Annotated in this window: 21 protein-coding genes, 1 tRNA gene and 1 pseudogene; 17 read left to right on the top strand and 6 right to left on the bottom strand. The window is 67.7% G+C overall.

The window, feature by feature from the left end; translation table 11 throughout:
- Positions 1–23: 23 nt before the first annotated feature.
- Positions 24–467, bottom strand: coding sequence for a nucleoside diphosphate kinase regulator (gene rnk / locus H9L16_RS15945; protein WP_187552596.1), 444 nt, complete (start codon positions 465–467; stop codon positions 24–26).
- Between the two features lie 124 nt (positions 468–591).
- Between rnk and H9L16_RS15940 the strand changes: the two genes are divergently transcribed.
- The 14 genes and pseudogenes from H9L16_RS15940 (at position 592) to H9L16_RS15875 (ending at position 12,838) form a co-directional block, all read left to right on the top strand.
- Positions 592–1,173 carry a DUF1993 domain-containing protein gene (locus H9L16_RS15940; RefSeq protein ID WP_223158159.1) on the top strand — a complete coding sequence of 194 codons (582 nt, stop codon included), beginning with the start codon at positions 592–594 and terminating at the stop codon, positions 1,171–1,173.
- Between the two features lie 95 nt (positions 1,174–1,268).
- Positions 1,269–1,766: a hypothetical protein gene (locus tag H9L16_RS15935; RefSeq protein WP_187552595.1), complete on the top strand. Its 498-nt coding sequence runs from the start codon at positions 1,269–1,271 to the stop codon at positions 1,764–1,766.
- A 93-nt stretch (positions 1,767–1,859) separates the two neighbouring features.
- A complete protein-coding gene (locus H9L16_RS15930; RefSeq protein WP_187552594.1) occupies positions 1,860–2,657 on the top strand; it encodes a hypothetical protein in 798 nt (265 codons plus the stop codon).
- Between the two features lie 119 nt (positions 2,658–2,776).
- On the top strand, positions 2,777–3,355 hold the full coding sequence (locus tag H9L16_RS15925) for a sigma-70 family RNA polymerase sigma factor (protein ID WP_187552593.1): 579 nt from the start codon (positions 2,777–2,779) through the stop codon (positions 3,353–3,355).
- Positions 3,352–4,122 (top strand): anti-sigma factor, encoded by a 771-nt coding sequence (locus H9L16_RS15920; RefSeq protein WP_187552592.1) that lies wholly within the window; start codon positions 3,352–3,354, stop codon positions 4,120–4,122. The genes H9L16_RS15925 and H9L16_RS15920 overlap by 4 nt, the downstream gene beginning before the upstream one ends.
- 28 nt (positions 4,123–4,150) lie before the next feature.
- Positions 4,151–5,163 (top strand): annotated as a pseudogene (locus tag H9L16_RS16410) (acyl-CoA desaturase).
- 1 nt (position 5,164) lies between these two features.
- On the top strand, positions 5,165–6,463 hold the full coding sequence (locus H9L16_RS15910; RefSeq protein ID WP_187552591.1) for an NAD(P)/FAD-dependent oxidoreductase: 1,299 nt from the start codon (positions 5,165–5,167) through the stop codon (positions 6,461–6,463).
- Positions 6,460–7,230, top strand: a complete 771-nt coding sequence (locus tag H9L16_RS15905; protein WP_187552590.1) for a DUF1365 domain-containing protein — start codon at positions 6,460–6,462, stop codon at positions 7,228–7,230. Before H9L16_RS15910 ends, H9L16_RS15905 begins: the two co-directional genes overlap by 4 nt.
- On the top strand, positions 7,227–8,495 hold the full coding sequence (locus tag H9L16_RS15900) for an SAM-dependent methyltransferase (protein ID WP_187552589.1): 1,269 nt from the start codon (positions 7,227–7,229) through the stop codon (positions 8,493–8,495). The genes H9L16_RS15905 and H9L16_RS15900 overlap by 4 nt, the downstream gene beginning before the upstream one ends.
- Positions 8,495–9,031, top strand: coding sequence for a DUF2878 domain-containing protein (locus H9L16_RS15895; protein WP_187552588.1), 537 nt, complete (start codon positions 8,495–8,497; stop codon positions 9,029–9,031). Before H9L16_RS15900 ends, H9L16_RS15895 begins: the two co-directional genes overlap by 1 nt.
- Positions 9,028–9,810, top strand: coding sequence for a DUF1295 domain-containing protein (locus tag H9L16_RS15890; protein WP_187552587.1), 783 nt, complete (start codon positions 9,028–9,030; stop codon positions 9,808–9,810). Before H9L16_RS15895 ends, H9L16_RS15890 begins: the two co-directional genes overlap by 4 nt.
- A gap of 17 nt (positions 9,811–9,827) precedes the next feature.
- Positions 9,828–10,889 (top strand): SAM-dependent methyltransferase, encoded by a 1,062-nt coding sequence (locus H9L16_RS15885; RefSeq protein ID WP_229796568.1) that lies wholly within the window; start codon positions 9,828–9,830, stop codon positions 10,887–10,889.
- Positions 10,886–11,428, top strand: coding sequence for a lipocalin family protein (locus tag H9L16_RS15880; RefSeq protein WP_187552585.1), 543 nt, complete (start codon positions 10,886–10,888; stop codon positions 11,426–11,428). The genes H9L16_RS15885 and H9L16_RS15880 overlap by 4 nt, the downstream gene beginning before the upstream one ends.
- A gap of 36 nt (positions 11,429–11,464) precedes the next feature.
- Positions 11,465–12,838 (top strand): cryptochrome/photolyase family protein, encoded by a 1,374-nt coding sequence (locus tag H9L16_RS15875; RefSeq protein ID WP_187552584.1) that lies wholly within the window; start codon positions 11,465–11,467, stop codon positions 12,836–12,838.
- 147 nt (positions 12,839–12,985) lie between these two features.
- Here the strand turns inward: H9L16_RS15875 and H9L16_RS15870 are convergent, their stop codons facing one another.
- Positions 12,986–13,825, bottom strand: coding sequence for a hypothetical protein (locus H9L16_RS15870; protein WP_187552583.1), 840 nt, complete (start codon positions 13,823–13,825; stop codon positions 12,986–12,988).
- Positions 13,826–14,098: 273 nt separating this feature from the next.
- On the opposite strand from H9L16_RS15870, the gene H9L16_RS15865 reads away from it, so the two are divergent.
- Positions 14,099–15,049: a hypothetical protein gene (locus H9L16_RS15865; RefSeq protein WP_187552582.1), complete on the top strand. Its 951-nt coding sequence runs from the start codon at positions 14,099–14,101 to the stop codon at positions 15,047–15,049.
- Between the two features lie 49 nt (positions 15,050–15,098).
- On the opposite strand, the gene H9L16_RS15860 is transcribed toward H9L16_RS15865, so the two are convergent.
- Positions 15,099–15,638, bottom strand: coding sequence for a hypothetical protein (locus H9L16_RS15860; RefSeq protein WP_187552581.1), 540 nt, complete (start codon positions 15,636–15,638; stop codon positions 15,099–15,101).
- A 95-nt stretch (positions 15,639–15,733) separates the two neighbouring features.
- On the opposite strand from H9L16_RS15860, the gene H9L16_RS15855 reads away from it, so the two are divergent.
- Positions 15,734–16,315: an ECF-type sigma factor gene (locus H9L16_RS15855; RefSeq protein ID WP_223158157.1), complete on the top strand. Its 582-nt coding sequence runs from the start codon at positions 15,734–15,736 to the stop codon at positions 16,313–16,315.
- On the opposite strand, the gene H9L16_RS15850 is transcribed toward H9L16_RS15855, so the two are convergent.
- Together H9L16_RS15850 and H9L16_RS15845 are read right to left on the bottom strand one after the other, a co-directional pair.
- On the bottom strand, positions 16,266–18,719 hold the full coding sequence (locus H9L16_RS15850) for a serine/threonine-protein kinase (protein ID WP_187552580.1): 2,454 nt from the start codon (positions 18,717–18,719) through the stop codon (positions 16,266–16,268). The genes H9L16_RS15855 and H9L16_RS15850 overlap by 50 nt on opposite strands.
- A gap of 149 nt (positions 18,720–18,868) precedes the next feature.
- Positions 18,869–18,955: transfer RNA gene (locus H9L16_RS15845), tRNA-Leu, on the bottom strand.
- Between the two features lie 99 nt (positions 18,956–19,054).
- Here H9L16_RS15845 and rnr point away from each other — a divergent pair.
- On the top strand, positions 19,055–21,550 hold the full coding sequence (rnr, locus tag H9L16_RS15840; RefSeq protein ID WP_187552579.1) for a ribonuclease R: 2,496 nt from the start codon (positions 19,055–19,057) through the stop codon (positions 21,548–21,550).
- 139 nt (positions 21,551–21,689) lie between these two features.
- Here rnr and H9L16_RS15835 read toward each other — a convergent pair whose 3' ends face one another.
- Positions 21,690–23,411, bottom strand: a complete 1,722-nt coding sequence (locus H9L16_RS15835) for a serine hydrolase domain-containing protein (RefSeq protein WP_187552578.1) — start codon at positions 23,409–23,411, stop codon at positions 21,690–21,692.
- Positions 23,412–23,475 lie beyond the last annotated feature (64 nt).

The raw sequence follows: 23,475 nt of genomic DNA, 5'->3' as shown, positions 1-23,475 counted from the left end.
GGAGACATCGCTCCGGCGACGGCTCAGCGGTTCAGTTCGCCGGCGGCTTCCGGCTGGTACCGGATCGACTGCACGCGCAGGCGCGCACTGCGGCCGCCGGGCATCGGCCAGTCGATCGCATCGCCCACGCGCAGCCCCAGCAAGGCGCTGCCCACCGGCGCCAGCACCGACACCTTTTCCGCGCTGCCATCGGCCTCGTGCGGATAGACCAGCGCCAGTTCATGTTCGTGGCCCTGGGTACCGGCTTCCTCCAGCCGCACCTGCGCGATCGACCGCATCGAAATCACGTTGGCAGGCAGGTCCGCGGGCTCGACGACCTCGGCGCGGGCCAATTCTTCCTGCAGCGCGGAGGTGTCCAGGCCGCGTGCCGCAGGCTGCTCCAGCAGCGCCTCGATGCGTTCAACGTCCAGGCGGGACAGCAGCAATGGCGGGCGCGCGACGGTGGCGGTGGATGCGATGGTGCTCATGCGTGGGCTCCTCAAAGCAGAACGGGCGACACGGCATGCGCGTCGCCCGCTGGTGTACGAAGGTAGTGGGGCGACCATAGCCCCGAACGGCGGGGGCGGCAAGGCACCGCCGGCGTCTCGGTTCATGGATGCCGAAAACCTCGCCCTGCCGGCTATCCTGCGCGCCACGCTCATCCCGACCCAGGCCGCCATGTCCAGCAGCAAGCTGCAGCAAATCCAGCACATCTTCGTGTCCCGCTTGGACACGCTCAGCCACATCCTGCAGGTCGGTCAGGCGCACTTGGCCGATCGCGACCTCATCAACGAACGGTTGGCGCCCGATATGCTGCCGCTGGGTGCGCAGGTGGCCTTCGCCTGCAACCAGCCGCGCGGATTCTCGCAGTGGTGCGCGGGGCAGCCGATCGACAACATCGATCCGGCGGCCGTGGCGTCGCTGGAAGACGCGCATGCGTTGATCGCCGATACCCGCGCGCGGGTGCTGGCCATCGCCTGCGACGACGCCCAATTGGACGAGATCAAGCGCATCGGCATGGGCAAGGGCCGCTACTGCGAACTGCCCGGCGACCAGTACGTCAGCGAGTACCTGATGCCGAACCTGTATTTCCACATCACCGCGGCCTACGCCATCCTGCGCATGCTTGGTGCGCCAGTGGGCAAGGCCGACTTCATGCGCTATCTGGCCGCGCACATCCGCCAGGACGGCTGAGCCCTGACGGGATCGTTCAGCTTCATGGCGGTCGCTGGACGCGGCCTTCACCGCGCCCCGGCGATGGTGCGGGCAGGCATCCGCAGGAGCATCCCATGAAGACCCGACACGTATTCAGCACCCGCGATGTGGCCCAGGCGCGCAGTGCAGTCCTGGCGCTGCAGGAGCAAGGGGTCACGTTCGACGATATCTCCTTGGTCGCGCGCTCCGACATCGAGCTCGACCGCATTCCTGATGGCCTCAAGGAAGCGGACAGCGATTTCAAGCCGGCCGCCCTGCGCGGCATGGGCATCGGTGGTGCGACCGGCCTGCTGGCGGGTCTGGCGGCGGTGGTGTTCACTCCGATCGGCATCACCCTGGCCGGTGCGGCCGCGGTCGGTGCGATGGGCGCTTTGGTTGGTGGCTGGTCGTCTGCGCTGATGGGATCTGCGCTGCCGGATCCGGTGCGCCAGCAGTTCGACGACGAGATTTCGGCCGGCCGGGTCCTGATCCTGGTGGACGCGGAAGAGGAGGATCAAGCCCGGTTCAAGAGTGCATTGGCCGCCATCGGCGTGCAGCGGCTGGACTACGAGGCCCCCACCGCGATGACCTGACCGGCGGACGCGGTCGATTCGACTGCATCCGTCCGCGCGCGCGCGCCGTATGTCTGTATGCAGAATGCCTGCACGCATGAGAGGAGGCCACGGATGCCAGGTTCCACGCGACCGCGACAACTCGCCCTGGCCTTGGGGCTCGGGGCGATGTTTGCAGCCGGCATCGCCGCGGCGGCGGACACGGCGGCCGGCAACCTGGTCCGGTATGTCGGCGATGCGCGCGATCCCGGTGGTCGCCTGCTTTATCGCGAGGCCCACTACGTCGATAGTCGGGGCGCGTCGCCGCGCCGGGTGGTGCTTTACCAATGCGCGGATGGCCGTGCGTTCGCCCGCAAGATGGTCGACGGTGCCGGCCCGGCGCCGGCATTCGCCTTCCTGGACGCCCGCGATGGCTATCAGGAAGGCGTGCGCACCCGGGCCGGCAAGCGCGAGGTGTTCTGGCAGGCCGGGAAGTCCGCGCCGGTCAAGCGTTCGCCCGTCGACAAGACCGGTGCCTCGGTGTTCGATGCCGGCTTCGACGCCTACGTGCGCGAGCATTTCGCGAAGTTGCAGCAGGGGAAAAGTGTGCAGGCGCGGTTCCTGATCCCGAGCCGGCAATCCGCGATCGGAGTGAGTGTGAAGCCGGTGGCGGGTGCGCCGGCTGGCTACCTGGACCTGAAGACGCGACTGGATGCGTGGTACGGCTTCGCCTTGCCGGAACTGAAATTGCGCTACCGGATCGCGGATCGCCAGCTGGTCCGTTTCGAGGGCATCGGCACCATCCGCGATGCCAAGGGCGGACATGGCAAGCTGCGGATCGATTTCGCCCGGCCGGCAGTGGCGATTGAGGCCGCCGAAATGCAGCGCGTTCGCGACCTGCCGCTGGGCGGCGCATGCGGTGGTGGCATGTGAGCGCCAGCGCCTTGCATGTGCAGGCCGGGTTGCCGCATTCACGCCCTGCATGGCATAAGGTGGCTCGTTTCCATCGACGGCCCGCCGCCAGCCGGCGCGCCCGCCAGCCGGACCACCGCATGAGCGCAGTTCCCCTGCAATATTCCCACGACGGCGCCGCCGATCCATTGGCCGCGCTGCTCGCGCAGGTGGCGGAGGGAAGGCGTGACGCCTTCGAAAGTCTCTACCGGCAGACTTCAGCAACCATGCTCGGGATCTGCCTGCGGGTGCTGCGCGACCGCGAGGAAGCCGAGGACGTGTTGCAGGAAGTCTATGTGGCGGTGTGGTCGAAGGCCGCGCAGTTCGACCGCCAGCGCGCCCGTGCGATGACCTGGCTGGGCACCATCGCCCGCAACCGCGCCATCGATCGCGTGCGTGCGCGGCCGTCGCCTGCGCTGCACGAACCGATCGACGACCATGACCTGGCCGACGAGGACGCACCCACGCCCGCCGCCGGCATCGATGCCGCGCTGGAGCGCGAGCAGCTCGATGACTGCATCGAGCAACTCGAACCGAAGCGCCGCTCGCTGATCCGCACCGCGTTCTTCGAGAACGTGACCTATGACGTGCTGGCGATCCGCGCCGAAGCGCCGCTGGGATCGGTGAAGAGCTGGATCCGCCGCGGCCTGCAGCAACTCAAGGCGTGCCTGGAACGATGAACGACATCGCGCCCGCGTTGCCCCCGATCGACGACGACGACCTGCTCGCCGGCGAGTACGTGCTGGGCGTGCTCGATGCCGATGCGCGCCGCGAGGCACAGCGCCGGATCGGAGCCGACCGCGACTTCGCGGCCCGGGTCGCGCGCTGGGACGCGCATTTCTCGCCCTGGCTGTTGCGGGTCGATGCCGTTGAACCCGGTGCGCATGTCTGGCCGCGGATCCGCACCGCACTGGGCTGGTCCTCGGTGGACGGCGGCCGCAAGGGCGTGTGGGACAACGCCGCGTTCTGGCGCGGGACGACCGCACTGGCCGTTGCCGCGAGCGTGTTCGCGGTGGCCATCGGCGTGTGGCGCACGCCGGAACCGGTTGCGTCGTTGCCACCGCCCGTGGTCGTCGCACCGACGCCGCCTGCAACCGAGGAAGCCGCCGCGCTGCCGGTCACCGTGCTGGCCACCGACGATGGCGGCACTGGCTGGATCGCGAGGGTCGCGCCAGACCGCAGCAAGGTGCTGATGGTGCCGACACCGCGGCCGGTCGATGCCGGCGGCAAGGTCAACGAACTCTGGATCATCGCGGCCGGTGAGGCGCCGAAGTCGCTGGGCTTCGTGTCCAACGACAAGGCGCATTCGATCGACATCCCGGCCACGTTGCGTGATGCCGTGGCGGCGGGCGCGGTGTTCGCGGTGACCCTGGAACCGGAACAGGGCTTGCCGCATGCGGCACCGTCCGGCCCGATCGTCGCCAAGGGCGAGATCCTGGCCATCTGATCCTCGCGATCTGATCGTCGCGCACTGCATCCGAACGCGGGTCCCGTCCGTATATCCGGGAACGGGACCCGCCAAGGAATGCCATGCCCCCAAGCCTGAATCCGCCACCGCACCGCGCAGCAGCGCGTTGCGACGCTGGATCGATACCTCCGAACGCGCCGGGTCTCCCGATCCGGCGGATGACGACCGCATCGACTGGCTGCGCGCGCTGCCGTTCGTGGGCATGCATCTCGCTTGCCTCGGCGTGCTGTGGGTGGGCGTGTCGGCGACCGCGTTGTGGGTTGCAGTGGCGCTGTACGCGCTGCGCATGTTCGCGATCACCGGCTTCTATCACCGCTATTTCTCGCATCGCACATTCCGGACTTCGCGCGCGGTGCAGTTCGCGTTCGCATTGCTCGGCGCGGCCTCCGTCCAGCGCGGGCCGTTGTGGTGGGCGGCGCATCATCGCCACCATCACGTGCACGCCGACACCGCGGCCGATCCGCACACGCCACGCAAGGGCTTCTGGCGCAGCCATGCCGGCTGGTTCCTGACCCGCGGCGGCTTCCGCACCGATACCTCGCGCATCGGCGACCTGCTGAAGTACCCGGAACTGCGCTGGCTGGATCGCTTCGACACCGCGGTGCCGGTCGTGTTGGCCGTGTTGCTGTTCGTGGCCGGCACGGCGCTGGAGCGCTGGGCCCCGGCCTTGGCACCAACGGGCCGCAGTTGCTGGTCTGGGGTTTCTTCGTGTCCACGGTGGTGCTGTTCCACGCGACGGTCACCATCAATTCGCTGGCGCATCGCTGGGGCCGGCAGCGCTTCGACACCCGTGACGACAGCCGCAACAACCTCTGGCTGGCGCTGATCACCTTCGGCGAGGGCTGGCACAACAACCATCATTTCTTCCCGGGCAGCGCGCGCCAGGGCTTCCACTGGTGGGAGGTCGACCTGACCTGGTATGGCCTGCGCGCGATGCAGGCGCTCGGGTTGGTGCGCGACCTCAAGCCGGTGCCTGCATGGGTGCTGGCCAAGGCCGCCTCCAACAGGGTTGGTCGCTGACATGCGCATCGCGATCGTCGGATCCGGCATCAGCGGCTTGTCCGCGGCGTGGTTGCTGTCGCGCCGGCACGAGGTCGTGCTGTTCGAGACCAACGACTACCTGGGTGGTCACACCGATACCCACCGTGTCGAAGTCGATGGCCGCACGCTCGACGTGGACACCGGCTTCATCGTCCACAACCCCGGCAACTATCCGCTGCTGACCCGCCTGTTCGATGAACTCGGCGTGGCCACCCAGGCGACCACGATGGGCTTCTCGGTGCAGGACGCGCGCAGCGGGCTGGAGTACAACGCGACCTCGCTAGACGGACTGTTCTGCCAGCGTCGCAACCTGGTTTCGCCGCGGTTTTGGGGCATGTTGCGTGATCTCAGGCGCTTCTATCGCGAGGCCCAGGCCTTGCTCGATGACGCGGGCCCCGGTCCGTCGCTGGGCGAGTATCTGGACGCCAACGGTTACGGCGCTGCGTTCCGCGACCAGCACCTGGTGCCGATGGCCAGCGCGTTGTGGTCCTCGCCCGAGCAGTCGGTGCTGGCTTTCCCGGCGAAATACCTCGTCCAGTTCATGGCCAACCACCACATGCTGCAACTCGCCGCCCGCCCGCAGTGGCGGGTGGTGCGCGGCGGTTCGCAACGCTACGTCGAGGCCATGGCCTCGCGCTGGGATGTGCAGGTGCGGTTGTCTTCGCCCGTGCGCGGCATCGTCCGCGACGCGCAGGGTGCGAGCGTGCGTTGCGATACCGGCAGCGAACGTTTCGACCAGGTCGTACTGGCCTGCCACAGCGACCAGGCGCTGGCCTTGCTCGAGGACGCCAGCGATACCGAGCGCGAGATCCTCGGCGCGATCCGCTACCAGGCGAACGACACCGTGCTGCACACCGATGCGCGCCTGCTGCCGCGCAACCGCAAGGCGTGGGCGGCGTGGAACGCGCACCTGCCGGCGGATCCGACACAAGCCTGCACCGTGAGCTATTGCATGAACCTGCTGCAGGGGCTGCCCGGCGACACACCGCTTGTCGTGACGCTGAATCGAACGCAGGACATCGACCCCGCGCGCATCCTGCAGCGCCGCCAGTACGCGCATCCAGTGCACACGCATGCCGCAGTCGCCGCACAGGCACGCCGGCACGAGATCCAGGGCGTGCAGCGCAGCTGGTTCGCGGGCGCTTACTGGGGCTGGGGTTTCCACGAGGACGGCATCCGCAGCGGCGTGGAGGTTGCGCAGGGACTGGGCGTTGCATGGTCCGACGATCATGCGCGTCGCGACATGCTCGAAGCGCCGGGCCTGGAGGCCGCGGCATGACCGCACTGACCAGCGCGATCTACGAAGGCCGCGTGCGCCATCGCCGGCATGCGCCGCGCGCGCATGCGTTTTCTTATCGCATGGCCCAGCTATTCCTCGATCTCGACGAGCTCGATACCGTCTTCCGCGGCCGCTGGCTGTGGTCGGTCGGTCGACGCAACCTGGCCGCGTTCCATCGCCGCGATTTCCTCGGCGATCCGGCACGCTCACTGGCCGATGCGGTGCGCGATCGGGTGGAAGCCGCCACCGGCGAACGTCCGCTCGGCGCGGTGCGCCTGCTGACGCATCTTCGCTATGCAGGCCTGAGCTTCAATCCGGTGAGCTTCTACTATTGCTTCGATGCCGGCGGTGCGCTGCACAGCATCGTCGCCGAGATCACCAACACGCCGTGGAAGGAACGCCATGCCTACGTGCTGCCGGTCGCGTCTGCGGACGGGCAGGGACGCGCGTTGCACTGGAGTTTCGACAAGGCCTTCCACGTCTCGCCGTTCCTGCCGATGCAGCGACGCTATTCATGGACCTTCACGACGCCCGTCGACGACCTGCGCGTGCACATGGAGGTCTTCGATGGCGCGCACCGCGAGTTCGACGCGACCTTGCAACTCGATCGCCGGCCGCTCAACGCCCGCAACCTCGCGCGCGTGCTGTGGCGCTATCCGCTGATGACCGCGCAGGTCGTCGCCGGCATCCACTGGCAGGCGCTGCGGCTGTGGCTGAAGCGCGTGCCGATCCACGACCATCCCGCCACCCCGGAATCCAGCCGATGAACACGATTGCCCAGGCCTCGCGGGCCACCGCTTTCAACGCCCTCGATCGCATCCTCCGCCAGCGCGTGCTTGGCCAGTTGCAGGCCTTGCGCGGGCGCCAGGTCGTGCTGGTCGATGCGTTGGGCACCGTCCATGCCGGCGAGGCGGTGAAGGGCATCGCGCCGCTGCGGATCGACGTGCATGCGCCCGGCTTCTACCGCGCGCTGGCGGCCAACGGCAGCGTGGGCGCCGCCGAGTCGTACATGGACGGCGAATGGGATTGCGCCGACCTGGTCGGCCTGGTGCAGCTGCTGGTGCGCAACCGCGACCTGCTCGACAGCATGGAGCAAGGGCTGGCGCGTTTCGGCGGGTTGGCGATGCGCGGCTGGAATGCGTTGCGCCGCAATACCCGCGACGGTGCGCGTCGCAACATCGCCGCGCACTACGACCTCGGGAACCCCTTTTTCCGGCTGTTCCTCTCCGACGACCTGATGTATTCGTCGGCGCTGTACGCGGGCGACGACGATTCTCTGGACGTCGCATCGACCCGCAAGCTCGACCGCATTTGCGACAAGTTGCGGCTCGGCCCTGACGACGAGGTGGTCGAGATCGGTACCGGCTGGGGCGGGTTCGCGGTGCATGCCGCCGCCGCCCGCGGCTGCCGGGTCACCACCACCACGATCTCGCGCGAGCAGCATGCATTGGCCTGCCAGCGTGTCGCCGAAGCCGGCCTGCAGGATCGCGTCAGCGTGCTGTTGTCGGACTACCGCGACCTGCAGGGCACGTACGACAAGCTGGTGTCGATCGAGATGATCGAGGCGATCGGTCCGCAGTACCTCGGCACCTATTTCGCCACGCTGGGTCGCCTGCTCAAGCCGGACGGCTTGGCATTGGTGCAGGCGATCACCATCGAGGACCACCGCTACGAGCAGGCGCTGCGCACGGTGGACTTCATCAAGCGGCACGTGTTCCCCGGCTCCTTCATCCCGTCGATCGCGGCGATGCTCGATGCGAAATCGCGCCACACCGACCTCGCCCTGGTGCACCTGGAGGATTTCGGTCCGTCGTATGCGCGCACGCTGCAGGACTGGCGCCTGCGTTTCCTCGACCGTCGCGACGAGGCGCGTGCGCAGGGGTTCGATGAGCGCTTCCTGCGCATGTGGACGTTCTACCTCGCCTATTGCGAGGGCGGCTTCCGCGAGCGTTCGATCGGCGTCGCCCATCTGCTGCTGGCGAAGCCGGGCTATCGCGGCGGCTCCTATTTGCCCGGACTGCTGGAGGCCTGATGCGCTTCTGGCTCAACCTCATCGGTTACCAGGCAGCGTGGTTTGTCGCCGTCGGTTTCGCCGCGCGTGGTCTGGCATGGCCGGGCATCGTGGCCTGCCTCGGGTTCGCCGCGCTCGCATTCTGCTATTCGCCACTGAAGCGCAGCGACCTGCGGCTGGTCGGCACCGCGCTGCTGTGCGGCCTGCTGCTCGATGGAACGCTGGCGGCAAGCGGCTGGCTGCACTACGCCGCGCCGTTGCCAGCCTTGCCCGGCCCGGCCTGGATCGCGACGCTGTGGGTGGCCTTCGCGATGACCCTGCAGCATTCGCTGCAATGGCTGATGGCGCGTCCGGTCCCTGCGGTGCTGTTCGGCGCGATCGGCGGCCCGCTCGCCTACTGGGGCGCCTCGCGCGGCTTCCACGCGGTCGAGTTCAACATGCCCGTGCACGCCACCGTCTTGCTGGCCGTCGGCTGGGGCATCGCGATGTCGTTGCTGGTCGTCGTTGTCCGCCGCGCAAGTCCTGAACATCCCGTCCGCGAAAAGGTCTCCGCATGAATCCGTGGCAGCAACTCCTCCTGGTCTGGCTGGTGGCCGTCGTGGCTCAGACCTCCGGCTGGCTCTGGCAGCGCAAGCGCACGAATGCCGGCATCGTCGATGTCGTGTGGTCGTTCGGCGTGGGTGGCGCGGCAGTGCTGGTCGCTGCGACCGGCAGCGGCGCGGTGTTGCCGCGGGTCCTGCTGGCGGTGCTCGGCGGCGCGTGGGGCCTGCGCCTGGGCCTGCACCTGTGGCATCGCGTGCGCGGTGAGCCCGAGGACGGCCGCTACGCGCAGCTGCGCACGCGCTGGGGCAACGACCAGCGCAAGTGGTTCGCGATGTTCCAGTTCCAGGCGCTGCTGATCGCATTGTTCGCGCTGCCGTTCCTGGCCGTTGCCGCGAATCCGGTGGCGCAGTGGAATCCGTGGTTCATCGCCGGCATCGCCGTGTGGTTGGCCTGCGTGGCCGGCGAAGCCATCGCCGATGCGCAACTGGCGCGCTTCCGCGCCGACCCCGCCAACAAGGGCAAGGCCTGCCGCGCCGGGATGTGGCGCTACTCGCGGCACCCCAACTATTTCTTCGAATGGCTGCACTGGTTCGCCTACGTGCTGCTGGCGGTCGGTTCGCCGATCGGCTGGCTGGCGTGGACCGGCCCGCTGGTGATGTACGCCTTCCTGCGCTGGATCAGCGGCATCCCGTTCACCGAGGCGCAGGCCCTGCGCACGCGCGGCCAGGACTACGCGCGCTACCAGCGCAGCACGCCGATGTTGTTTCCGTGGTTTCCGAAGGAAGAACGATGAACGCTCCCGTCGATACGATGGAACTGGCCAGCGACCGCCCGGCCGATGGCGTGCTCGGCCTGGCCGAACGTGGACTGGTGCCGGACGCATTGCTGCGCGCCGGCATCCGCCGGATGTGCGCACAACGCCTGCACGATGAACATGCGGATGATCCCGACGCCGCCGCGCGCCGCAATGCCGCGCTGATCGCCGAACTGCGCGAGAGCCCGGTCGCGATCCATACCGATGCGGCCAACCGCCAGCACTACGAACTGCCGCCCGGGTTCTTTACCCGCTGCCTCGGCCCGCGGCTGAAGTACTCCGGCTGCTACTACCCGACCGGCAACGAGACCCTGGCGCAGGCGGAGGAGGCGATGCTCGCGCTCTACTCCGAGCGTGCGCAATTGGCGGACGGCCAGGACATCCTCGAACTCGGCTGCGGCTGGGGCTCGTTGACATTGTGGATGGCCCAGCACTATCCGAATGCCCGCATCACCGCGGTATCGAACTCCGCGCCGCAACGTGCCTTCATCGAAGCGCAGTGCCGCGAACGCGGTTTCGCCAACGTGCGCGTGATCACCTGCGACGTGAACCGGCTGGAATTGCCGGCATCGAACTTCGACCGCTGCGTGTCGGTGGAGATGTTCGAGCACATGCGCAACTACGCGACGTTGCTTGACCGCATCGGCGGCTGGCTGCGGCCCGGCGGAAAACTGTTCGTGCACATCTTCTGCCATCGCACCCTGCTGTATCCGTTCGAGACCGCCGGCGACGACAACTGGATGGGCCGGCACTTTTTCACCGGCGGACTGATGCCGGCTGCCGACACCTTGCTTTGGTTCCAGGATGCCCTGCGCATCGAGGACCGCTGGCTGGTCGATGGCACCCACTACCAGCGCACCGCCAACCATTGGCTCGACAACCAGGACGCGCGCCACGACGAAGTCATGGCGATCCTGCGCGAGGCCTATGGCGATGCCGCCAAGCTCTGGTTCCAGCGCTGGCGGATGTTCTGGATGGCCTGCGCCGAACTGTTCGGCTACGACCACGGCCGCGAATGGATGGTCGCCCACTACCGCTTCTCGAAGGAGGCTGCATGATCCGCAAACTGTTCGTCGCGCTCGGCATCGGGACATTGCTGTCCGCCTGTGCATCGGCACCGCCCACCATCCCGCCGGTCGCCAGCGTGGACATGCCGCGCTTCATGGGCGACTGGTACGTGATCGCCCAGATCCCCACCTACATCGAGCGCAAGGCCTTCGATTCGGTGGAGTCGTATCGGCTCGATGAAGACGGCAAGATCCGCACCACCTTCCGCTATCGCGACGGCAGCGCCGATGCGCCGTTGAAGACCATGGAGCCGGTCGGTCGCGTGGTGCCCGGCACCAACAACGCGGTGTGGGAAATGCAGTTCGTGTGGCCGATCCAGGCCGAATACGTGATCGTGGACCTGGCCCCGGATTACTCGCGGACGATCGTCGGGCGCAGCAAGCGCGATTACGTGTGGCTGATGGCGCGCACGCCCAGCCTGCCCGCGCCGGAGCTGGCCGCCGCGATCGAGAAGATCCGCACGCTCGGCTACGACACCGCCAAGCTGCGCATGGTCCCGCAGTCCGCGGCGAACGCGGCCGCAAAGTGATGCGCGCCCGCTCGAGGCAGGCGGCATGATGCACGCATGACCCAAGGCATCTTCTGGTTCCGCCGCGACCTGCGCCTGGCCGATCACCCGGCGCTGGAGCGAGCGATCCAGTCGCATGACGCGTTGCTGCTGGTATACGTGGACGACGATGCCGACGGCATCTTCGATGCCAGCCGCGCATGGTTGCGCCGGTCGCTTGGAAAACTGGCGGAAGACATCCGCGCGCGTGGCGGCGAGTTGCACCTGATTGCCGGTGATCCGGAAGCGTTGATTCCCGCATTGGCGCTCGCAACCGGCGCAGCCGCGGTGCACATCTCCGCGCTGCACGAACCCGACGCCGACGCGCGCGATGCACGCATCGCGGCGGCGCTGGCAGCGAGCGGCATCGCCATGCGCCGCGCCGGTGGCCGCCTGCTCACCGATGCCGATGCAGTACTGACCCAATCGTCCACGCCGTTCCGGGTGTTCACTCCGTTCCACAAGACCGCGCGGCCGACGTGGCGGCATCGCCCGCGGGAAGCGCCGGCAACGCTGTCGGGTTGTGCGCTGCCGTCATCGCTGGAAGGCGCGCGCACAACCATCGCTGCGCCACGGCCGCGCTGGGACAGCGGCTTCTGGGGCATGTGGGCGCCGGGAGAAGCCGCGGCGCTTGCGCGACTCGATGACCTGTTGCCGCGTCTGCATGCCTATCCCGATGCGCGTGATGTGCCTTCGGTTGAAGGTACATCGCGCTTGTCGCCGCATCTGCATTTCGGCGAGATCAATCCGAGCCGCATCTTCGACGTCGTGCAGCAGCACGGCGGCATCGGCGCCGACAAGTACATCGCCGAAATCGGCTGGCGCGAGTTCGCGTACTACGTCCTGCACCACTGGCCGTCCAGCCTCAACGACAACTTCAATCCGAAGTTCGACGCGATGCCGTGGCATCACGATCCCGGTCAACTCGAAGCCTGGCAATACGGTCGAACCGGCGTGCCGCTGGTCGATGCCGGCATGCGCCAGTTGTGGCACGAAGGCTGGATGCACAATCGCGTGCGGATGGTGGTGGCGTCGTGGCTGACCAAGCACATGGGCATCGACTGGCGGCAGGGCGCGGCCTGGTTCATGCACGCCTTGGTCGATGCCGACCTGGCCAGCAACACGCTGGGCTGGCAGTGGGTCGCCGGCACCGGCGTGGATGCAGCGCCGTATTTCCGCATCTTCAATCCGGCCACGCAGTCGCGCCGCTTCGATCCGCAGGGGGCGTACCTGCGTCGTTGGCTTCCAGAACTGCGAGGGCTTGGCGATGACGCCATCCACGCCCCGTGGGAGCGTGGACTGCGCGTGCCCGGTTATCCCGTCAAGCCCATCGTGGACCTGAGTGCCGGTCGTGACGCTGCATTGGCCCGGCTTGCGGCGTTGGCGAAGTAACGGAAGAACTTCCGCCGCCCTCGCAGTCGCGAAGATGCTTGCAGCCGGTTGGCCTGGGCCTCCGCGACCAAGCGAGTATCGGGGAGCGACTCGCGGAGGCCCCGGCCAGTCGGCCTCCGTGACGCCTGTTCTTGGCGTCCTGTTGCCTCAGGCGCCCTTGCCGAACTTCGGCATTTCCTTCAGCGGCAGCGCGTCGAACGAGAACGTGCCGCTGGCCGATGCCAAGGTGGCGCTGGGCAACTTCTTCGCCATCGACGAAGCCGGCAGGTCCTTCGCAGAGAAGCTTCCTGCGATCGCGTAGGTGCCGTCGGCGTTGCGTTCGAATCGGTCGATCGTCACCGTGACCTGTTCGCCGCCCTTGCCCTCGTAGAAATCGAACATCGCGTTCGCCTTCGGGCGGTAGTTCAGGCTGCTGCCGGTCATCGCCAGGGTCTTGTCGTCGAAGGTGACGCCCAGGTCCAGGTTGCCGCCGTCGCCGGCCGTGCCCTTCAGCGTGACCTGCAGCGACTTGATGATGTCGACGTGCATCACCTGCGAGTCGTGGAAGGTCTTGCCGCCCATGCCTTTCATCATGTTGCGCACGTCGTCGGAATCGACCCGGGTACCGGTGCCGAGCTTCTCCAGTTTCTTGTTGGCATCGGCGATGGCGTCCTGGCCAGCCTTGCCACCCATTTTTTCCTCGACTTGCTGCTCGATATCGTCGGCGACCTTGGTCGACAGCGAGCGGAACGCCTGCATGCCATTGCCGACATCGGCCTGGATGGTGCCCTGCACGCTCTGGCCTTCCTTCAACGGCGCATCGCCTTCCGGCAATGCACCGGCATCACTGGCATCCTGCGCGGCTTCGTCGACGATGGCCTGCATGCTGGAGCCGGTATCGGCATTTGCCGGGGCATCGTCCGCCCTGCCGCAACCGGCAAGCGCCACCGCAAGCACGGCGAGGCCCAGCGCGTTCTGGAACTGGACCCGGATCTCGAAACGACTCATTGCTGTACTCCTGTTGGGGTTGTTCATCTGCCTGCGCGGCTGGCCGGTGATCTCTGTCGTTCCGGTCATGCGGCATCGCGCCGACCGAGCAGGGTGTTTTTTTCGTCGGGATTCCCGTCGCGGCATGGCACCGGCGGATTGCCGGATCCGGTCAGTTACGCAGCGGCGTGGAAAATCTGGCCATCGGCCTGCGGATCGCGTCCCCGGCCAGCGAATGTCCGGATTCAGGGATGCAATCGCGTAGCCAGCGCATCCCCGAAGTGGAGTGTTCCGATGGCGTTCCCGAAATCGGTCGTGCTTGCCGGTGTGCTGCTGGCCGGCGGTGCCGCTGCGTTTGGCGTGACCCGAAGCGACCTGCTGCAGGACCCGCCGAAGCCGAAGGTCGACCGCATCACCGACGCCGACAGCGACCTGCTGCCGGTGAAATCGAGTGCCGGCGATCCGGCCGACGACCTGCTCGACCCCTATCCGCAGGACGCGGACGCCGACAAGACGGGAGAAGCAGGGCCGCGGGCGAACGTGGGAGACAAGGCGGGCAAGCACCCCTCGCCGCCGATCAACGGCAGCTTCGCCTTCGACCTGGTGATCGGTTACATCGGGCAGGTGCCTGAAGCGGGCATGCTGCAGTCGTACTACCTGCTCGATTCGCGCAGCGGCCACATCGGCCTGGATCGCGGCGCGGTCGAAAGCATGGGTAACCGGCCCGCCACCAGCGAGGGCGGCTCGCTCGATTTCCAGATCATGACCAATGCCGGCGACCACTACAGCTACATGACCAGCGCCGAGATGGGGCGGGTGGCGATGTCGGCGCGCAGCGGCGAAAGCCCGCTTGGCCGCGACCTCAATGCCTACATCGCGGGCGACTGGTTCGAGAGCGACTTCAAGCCCACCGGAAAGGTGCGCGACATCGGCAGCGACCTGCGCGGCGGCAAGTACCGTTCGACCGAATACGCAGGCACCAATCCGGAGAGCGGCAAGCCGCTGCGCCTCTGGCTGGCGACGCCGGATTTCGACGTGGCCTTCTACGCGGCCTCGTACATGGGCACGGGCGTGGTCGCCCTGCCGAAGGCGAACGTGCAGCGCCTGGTCACGCGCATGGAAGGCGAGGGCGCGGTGTTCGAGATCAGCTACGTGATGCGCAAGTCGCAGCGCTTTTCCGGTGCCGGCTACAAGGATTTCAGTGCGGTGATGGCGGGCTACGGCAAGCACGGGGCGCAACAATGACGTCCCGACGTAGTGGCGTGGCACCACTCATGCGCGGCGACGGGCGGGATCATTCTTCGATGGCGGGTTGCGCACGCACGGCGCGGCGGATGTCGTTGCCTTCGGTCACGTAATCGCCGATCAGCGCGGCGCCATCGCTTCGCAGTTCGAGCCGATGCGGCAGGCCGTCCGCAGTGGGATGGAAGACCAGCACGATGCGCTCCCCGTCGATGTCCACGCGGTCGAACGCGGCACCAAGGCCGATCAGTTCGCACTCGGCGGTGCCGGTGATCGGCGTGCCGGCCACGGCGTCGCAGAACGGCTGGAACAGCACGTAGTCGCCGGTCCCGTGCGCATCGCCGCGGTCGGACTGGACCGAAAATGCCATCAGTGCGGCATCGTGCGGATCGTCCACGGCGACCAGCCGCCAGTTGCCGTGATGAGAGCCGGGAGTGGGCTGCGGGGTGGCGATCGTGTCGGCGAGCTGAGGCGTCGTGGAGGCCGCTTGGGGGACGGGTGTATCGCCGATCGGCTTGTCGGCGTCGGCAGGCGCGCAAGCCATGGACGACATCGTGATGAGGATGGAAAGAAAGATCGGGCGCAGCGGCATCGCAAACTCCGTTGAGTGGCGCGAGGGCAGGGCAGGCGCATCGGTTACGCAGCGGCGCGGGTGATCCGGACAAGCCGACGCGGGCCGATGCTAAGGTGCAAGCCTTCCCCGCCGAAGTCATCGACCGCATGCACGAAGACGCCGAGCCGCTGCCAGGCACGCTGGCCGCGACCGCCGCCGAACTGGCCCCGCTGCTGCTGGACGACATGCGCCGGCGCGCGCGCCGCGAACGCCGCCGGGTCAATGCCGGCGAAACCATGCGCACCACAGCACTGGTCAACGAGGCCTTCCTGCGCCTGCAGCGCGGCGGTGCCTGGCAGGACGAGACCCATTTCCTGCACGCCGCGGCGATGGCGATGCGCCAGGTGCTGGTGGACCATGCGCGTCGCCGGCTGGCCGACAAGCGCGGTGGCGGCCGCGTGGATTCGCTGGAAGACCATCCGGACATCGAGCCGTTCTGGGTCAGCGACGAACGCCTGGTCGAGCTCGATGACGCGTTGCAGGAACTGTCGCAGCTCAACCCGCGCTTGCAGCAGGTGGTCGAATGCCGGTTCTTCGCCGGCTACACCGATGAGGAAACCGCGCGCGTGCTCGGCATCGCCGAACGCACCGTGCGCCGCGACTGGATCAAGGCGCGCGCGTGGCTGTTCCAGGCGCTGGAGCCGGTGCCGGACTGAGCTTGGCGCGCAGGCTGGCGCTCTGCATGGCGATGCGCTGGCCGGCAGGGCCGGCGGCTTTGGCCATCGCATCCACCGTGTCCAGCAGCGCCGCGACCGGGGCATGCTGGTTGCGTGCCAGGTGGATGCGTGCCAGCGCCAGCCGCGGCGCCGCACCGCCCGGATGACTCGAGCCAAGATGCTGGTCCGCAGCGGCCAGTGCTTCACGCGCGGCGACCTCGGCACGCGCGGCATCGCCCAGCGCCAACTGCGCCTCCGCCACCCCGCTGAGTGCGGCGACGTGGTGCATGCTGCCGGTGCCGGCGAACTGCGCGCCCATCGCTGCGGCTTCGGCGAGCAGCGGCAGGGCCTCGCCGGCGCGCTCGGTCTGCAGCAGCAACTTGCCGTAATTGTTGAGCAGGGCCGCAGTCGCCGCCGATGGCCCGTACAACTGCCGGCGCAGGTTCACCGCCTGCTCCAGCAGCGGCGCGGCCACCTCCGGCTTGCCCGCACTGAGTTCCAGCGAGCCCCAGTTGTTGAGGGTGTTCAGTGCATCGGTCGATTCGCGCAGGCGCGCAACGCGCCAGACCTCGCTGGCGGCGCGGAATGCCTCGCGCGCTTCATCGAGCCGGCCGAGCCCGAACAGCGCCACGCCGAGGTTGTTGTGGAACACGCCGGTCTCGCGTCCGTGCACGCCGTCCAGCGCGATCCGCTGCGCCAGCCCGCGTTGCAGCAGGGCGATCGCACCATCGGCATCGCCGGCCTGCTGGCGCAACCGCGATTCCAGCATCAGGCTGTCGATCAGCCGCATCTGCCAGCGCGCCGGATCGGTGTTCCAGTAACTGCGTGCCTGCAGGAGCAGGGCATTCGCGCGTTCGGCGTCGCCGCCGCGCAACGCGACCTGGGCCAGGTCGTAGCGACCCACCGCGACCAGCGCCGGATCCACGACGTTCGGGTCGGCATCCGCCAATCGCTGCAGCAGCGGTTCCGCCGCGGGGTAATCGTTGAGCATGAAATACAGCTCGCCCAGGGTGTGCAACACCGGCGCGCCTTCCGCGGGATCGCGGGCGAAGCTGTCGACCACCCGCTGCGCCGCATGGTCGAGCACGTCGCCGGCGGTCGCGTCGCTGCCCTGCATTTCGCCGGCGCTGCGGAACATGTGGAAGACCGCCTGCTGCACCGCTTCCAGGCGTGCCTTTTCGCGCAGGGCTTCATCGCGCTGGAGGCCGGCTTGGCGTGCCTGGAACAGGGCCATGCCCAGTCCGACCGCAAGCGCGAGCACTGTCACGGTCGCTCCCGTCGCCGCCCAGCGATGCGTGTGCAGGAAGCGCCAGAAGCGGTAGCGCGGCTCGCCATTGCGGGCCGCCACCGGCGCGCCGCGCAGTGCGCGCGCAAGATCATCGGCGAACGCGTCCATGCTGCGGTAGCGCTGCGCGGGATCGCGCGCCAACGCCTGCGCCAGCACCGCATCCAGGTCCAGCAGCAGGCCGCGCTCGCTGTGGAGCGGGTTGGACGCCGCCGCATCGCGAAGACGCGGCGCGCTCGCCTGCGCGGCGCGCATCGCCAGCAACGCAGTCGGCGGCTCGCCACGTGCATGCGGCGCATGTCCGCACAGCAATCGATACAGGACCGCCGCCATCGCGTGGATATCGGCGGCCACCCCGATATCGCCGCCCGTGAGTTGTTCCGGTGCGGCATAGCCCAGCGACAGCGGTGCGCGCTCGCCGTCGGCCTCGTTGCCCTGGCCGGACAGGCTGGCCACGCCGAAATCGATCAGGCGCACGCGGCCGTCGCCATCGACCAGCAGGTTGGACGGCTTGATGTCGCGATGCACGACCAGCCGCGCATGCGCATGCGCCACCGCCTCGCAGGCTTGCAGCACCAGCGCGATGCGTTCGCGCGGCGAGGCATTGCGTTGCTCGCACCACTGGTGGATCGGCATGCCGTCCACGTATTCCATGACCATGTATGGCTGGCCATCGCCCAGCAAGCCGCCATCGATCATCCGGGCGATGCCGGGATGGTCGAGCAGGGCGACGATCCGGCGTTCGGTGTGGAAGCGCGCCCAATCGCCCGCGTCCACGCGCGCGATGCGCTTGAGTGCCGCGCGCTGGCCGTACTGGCCGTCGGCACGTTCGACCGCATAGACCTCGCCCATTCCGCCACGACCCAGCAGTCCCGCAATCCGCCATGCACCGGCGATCTCGCCGTCTGCCAGCGTCGCCGGCATGGGCGTGTCGGCGGGCGGCGCATGTTCGAGGAAATCGCCGCTGGCATCGGCCGCGGCGAGCAGGTGCAGGACCTCGTCGACGATCGCCGCCGGCTTGTCGCTGCTGCGCAGCCATGCCTCGCGTTGCTGCGCCGGCAGCTCCCATGCGGCGTCGAACAGCGCTTCGATGGTCTGCCAGTCGGTGGTCGAAGTCATGGGCCGTTGCATCCGCGCGATTCGCGACAGCATGGCGTGCGCGGTGCGTCCGGGTAAACCCGTGCTCGCACCCGCTTGACGGGAGTGCGTGATGGAAAAACGCCAGGCACAAAAAACCCCCGCTTGCGCGAGGGTCGTTTGTTTGAACCTGGTGCCCGGGAGAGGACTCGAACCTCCACGAAGTTGCCCCCGCTAGCACCTGAAGCTAGTGCGTCTACCAATTCCGCCACCCGGGCAGGGTGCAGGGGGCGTATGTTGCAGTGCGACTTCGGGCTTGTCAACGGATTGCGTGCGATGCGGACAGCCCGTGCACGGGCGCGTTGTACCATCGCCGCATGACCAAACCCCCCAGCAAGCGCGGCCCCGGCCGCGGCGGCAAGACACCCGGCAAGGCCGGCGGCGCACGCAGCGAAGCCGCCCCGCAAGGCCGGCCCGGCGCGAAGAAAAGCGCCAGCAAGTTGCCCGGTTGGCTGCCCGATGCCGGCCTGATGCGCGCCTTCGGCGGTGCCGGTGCGAGCAAGCCTGCAGGGCGTGCCGAACCGAAGCCCGTACCGAAGCCGTCGATCTCCACCCGACCCGGGCGCGAGCGCGATCCGCACGCAGCGCGCGAAGCGCAACGCTACGAACAGCCCATCGCCAGCCGCGAGATGATCCTGCAGGTGCTGGCCGCCAGCGATGGGCCGATGGATGCCGATGCGCTCGCGCAGAAACTCGCGCTGACCGCGCCGGATCGGTTCGAGGCGATGGAGAAGCGCCTCAACGCGATGCTGCGCGACGGCCAACTGTTGCAGAACCGGCGCGGTGGCTTCGCACCGGCCGAGCGCATGGATCTCCTTCCCGGCGTGGTGATCGCCAACGAGAACGGCTTCGGATTCCTTCGCCCCGACGCGGGCGGCGGCGACGACCTGTTCCTGCCGCCGTATGAAATGCGCAAGGTCATGCATGGCGACCGCGTGCTGGGCAGCGTCACCGGCGTGGACCGGCGTGGCCGCCGCGAAGGCACGATCGTCGAAGTGCTGGAGCGACGGTTGACGCGCCTGATCGGCCGCTATAGCGAGGAAGCCGGCATCGGCTACGTGATCCCGGACGACAAGCGCGTGCAGCGCAACGTCATGATCCCGGTGGATGGTCGCAACGAGGCCCGCAACGGCCAGTTGGTCGTCGCCGAAATCACCACGCCTGCGGATACGCATCGCCCGCCGATCGGCAAGGTCCTGGCCGTGCTCGGCGACAAGCTCACCGCCAGCCAGGCGGTCGAAGCGGCGATCCACGCCCATTCCATCCCGCACGAATTCCCGCCCGAAGTCATCGCAGAGGCGACCGCGGTGCCGCTGCAGGTCCAGCCCGCCGAAATCGCTGGCCGGGTCGACCTGCGCAACACGCCGCTGGTCACCATCGACGGCGAGGACGCCAAGGACTTCGATGACGCGGTCTGGTGCGAGCCGAACAAGGATGGCTTCCGGCTGATCGTGGCGATCGCCGATGTTTCGCATTACGTGCGGCCGGGCACGCCGCTCGACGACGAAGCGCAATTGCGCGCGACCTCGGTGTATTTCCCCGGCTTCGTGGTGCCGATGCTGCCGGAGACCTTGAGCAACGGCATCTGCTCGCTGATGCCGAAGGTCGACCGCCTGTGCTTCGTCGCCGACATGCAGGTCGGCCGCGATGGCGTGGTCGTTGGCGCGACGTTCTACGAGGCGGTGATGCATTCGCACGCACGCCTGACCTACACCGACGTGTGGAATGCGGTGGGCGAGGGCATTCCCGAGGACGATCACGATGCTGCCCTGGCGAAGATCGGCGGCCTGCTGCCGCAGATCCGGCAGCTGCACCAGCTCTACAAGGTGCTGGACAAGGCGCGGCAGAAGCGCGGTGCGATCGAGTTCGAGAGCAGCGAGGTGCGCTTCGTGCTGGACGCGCAGGGTGCGGTCAGCCAGGCCGGCATGCTCCAGCGCAACGATGCGCACAAGCTGATCGAGGAATGCATGATCGCGGCGAACGTGCAGGCCGCGCTGTACCTGCTGCAGTCGGGCGTGCCGGCACCGTATCGCGACCACGACAAGCCGCCGGAGTCCAAGTACGCGGACCTCGAAGAATTCCTCAAGGAGTTCATGCTGCGCATGCCGCCATGGGCGAAGGTGAAGCCGAAGGATTTCCGCGCGATGCTGGAGAAGATACGCGAGCGTCCGGACGCGACCCTGCTGGAATCGGTGATCCTGCGCAGCCAGTCCCTGGCGGTGTATGCGCCGGACAACATCGGCCACTTCGGCCTGGCGCTGGAGGCGTACGCGCACTTCACCTCGCCGATCCGTCGCTATCCCGATCTGCTGGTGCATCGCGCGATCAAGCATGCGCTGGCCGGAGGCACGCCCGACACCTATACCTATTCGCCGCATGAGATGTCGGCGTTGTCGCTGCAGTGTTCCGAACGCTCGCGCCGCGCCGACGAAGCGCAGCGCGAGGTCGACGAGCGCTATCGCGCGGCATGGATGGAAGGCCACGTCGGCAAGGAATTCGACGGCACCATCAGCGGCGTCACCAGCTTCGGCCTGTTCGTGGAGCTGGACGATTCCAAGGTCAACGGCCTGGTCCACGTGACCCAGCTGCCGCGCGATTTCTATCACTTCGACGCGGTTCGCAAGACGCTCACGGGCGAACGACGTGGCCGTTCCCATCGCCTCGGTGATCGGGTCCGGATCGTGGTGCTCAAGGCCAGCGTGGAAGACCGCAAGATCGACTTCCGCCTGGTTGGCGATGAAGCTGCCGAAGCGGCACCGATGCCGATGCCGGAACGCGGCAAGCCGGCGAAGCGGAAGAAGCAGAAGTACTGACTTCGTGGAGCGAGGAGCGGCGGGGCGGCCCATGGCCTTCTACGCCGCTTCTGCGAACGTCCTGTTCGAGGCGCGGCCGCCGGCCATCCATGGCCGGCTCTTCTCAGCCATGGGCCGCCCCGCCGCTCCTCGCTGCGATCTATCGCCGCGTGTAGCGCACGCCCTTAACTCGCGTGGCGTCGAGGAGCAGCGCGACCACTTGGCCGGCGGTATCGCGCTCGAAGTGGACAGCGTAGATGTCGAAACCGGTGAAGTGGTCGGGCTTGTCCATCGGCTGTAGCTCCGTTTCGACCATGCCATGGCTGGCGACGAACACACGGTCATCGTCCGCCCGCAGGTGCAGGACTGCTTCGACATCGTCTCCCACGTACGTGCCGGTGTAGTCCTGCATGGCGTTCGCATCGGGCTTCCATGGCGTCCAGCGTTGGAATCCGTCGCCGGTGGACACGTTGTTGGTCATGTCCCACTGCGAAATCGCCATCCCGTTGTTTTCGTCGGGCTTGAACTCCAGTAGCAATGTCCAGTCGTTTACCTTGGTCGTGAACTGTCCGTTGCCATGCGCCACCATTGAAGGCAGGGGCTTTCCGCCACGTGGTGTGGCGACCAGTGCGCCATTGGCCACCGCCACATCCACCAAGCGCCGTGCGTTGCTCGTGCGGTACTCGCCGACGTAGCGTGCAAGCTCCGAAGCGGAAACCTTAATCGGCGGGCCCACCGTGCGTGCCGGTGCCGGAGGCGCAGGAAGCGTAGAAGCCGCGTACAGCCGCGCCACGTCCGCACCGAAGCTCTCCATGCCCGGGTACACGTTGCACAGCGTGGCGACCGACAATTGCGTCTCCGGCACCTGCACCAGGTAGTGGTAACCGCTGATGCCACGATATTCGACTATCGGCAGTCCCCGGTAAGTGCGCCGGAACACGCCGAAGGAATAACCCTCGGCGTCGGAAGGACGGCCCTCGGCATCGGCACCTGCATCGGGCGGCGCGCCCGCTTCCAGTTGCTGTAGCAAAGATGCAATGCCGGTCGCCCGGTCGCGCAGCGCGGCATCCCATCGGATCAGGTCATCGAGGTTGGTAGTGACCGAAATGCCGCCCACCGGTGAGGTGCGGTAAGGGAACGCCCTGCTGTAGCCGTTGCCCTCGGGGAAGTAAAACAGCGCATGCCCGGGGTGGATCGTGGCCTGGTTTGCACCGATGCGGGTATCAGCCATGCCCAGCGGTTTCAGCAACTTCGCGTGCAGGTAATCGTGCAGCGAGCCGCCGCTGCTGCGTTCCACCAGCATTTCCAGCAGGGCGTAGTCGGTGTTGCTGTACATCTTGCCCTGGCCTGGCGCGAAGCCAAGCTTGTTCCAGCGCGAGAGCACGCGGAAGAACTCATCCTTCGAAACCCGCGTCCACATCGAGTCGCCCACCGGGTCCAGCACCAGGTAGTCGGCCAGTCCGCTGGTGTGGTGCAGGAGGTGCCGCACGGTGACGGCGGATGCATAGGCCGGGACTTGCGGAATGTGCTTGCGGATCGGGTCGTCGAGGCCGATCTTGCCGTCGCGCGCCAGCATCGCCACCGCCAGCGCCACGAACACGCGCGCTTCGGAATACGGAATCCAGTGGCTGGTGGCACTGGTCCTGGGCACGCCCAGTGACGGGTCGGCCATGCCGTAGCTCTTCTTGAGCAGCACCTTGCCGCCTTCGATGACCGCCACGCTGCAGCCGGGCGTGTCCTTGCGGTCGTAGCGCTTGAATACGGCATCGACGGCGGACTCCGGCGGCGTCGTACGGGTGATCGGGCCTTGCGCGAGGGTAGCGGGTGCGATGGAGGCCAGGGCCAGCAGGCAGGCGGCATGGCGGGCAGTGGATCGGATCATGGATGTCCCCGTCGAGGCTTTGCGTTCTTGGGGAACACGTCAGCGAATCCGGGATGCGGCCAGC

The sequence above is a fragment of the Thermomonas carbonis genome (genome assembly GCF_014396975.1).
GTDB lineage: Bacteria > Pseudomonadota > Gammaproteobacteria > Xanthomonadales > Xanthomonadaceae > Thermomonas > Thermomonas carbonis.
Note: the sequence above shows the minus strand (reverse complement) of the source record. Positions and strands in the feature narration are given on the sequence as shown.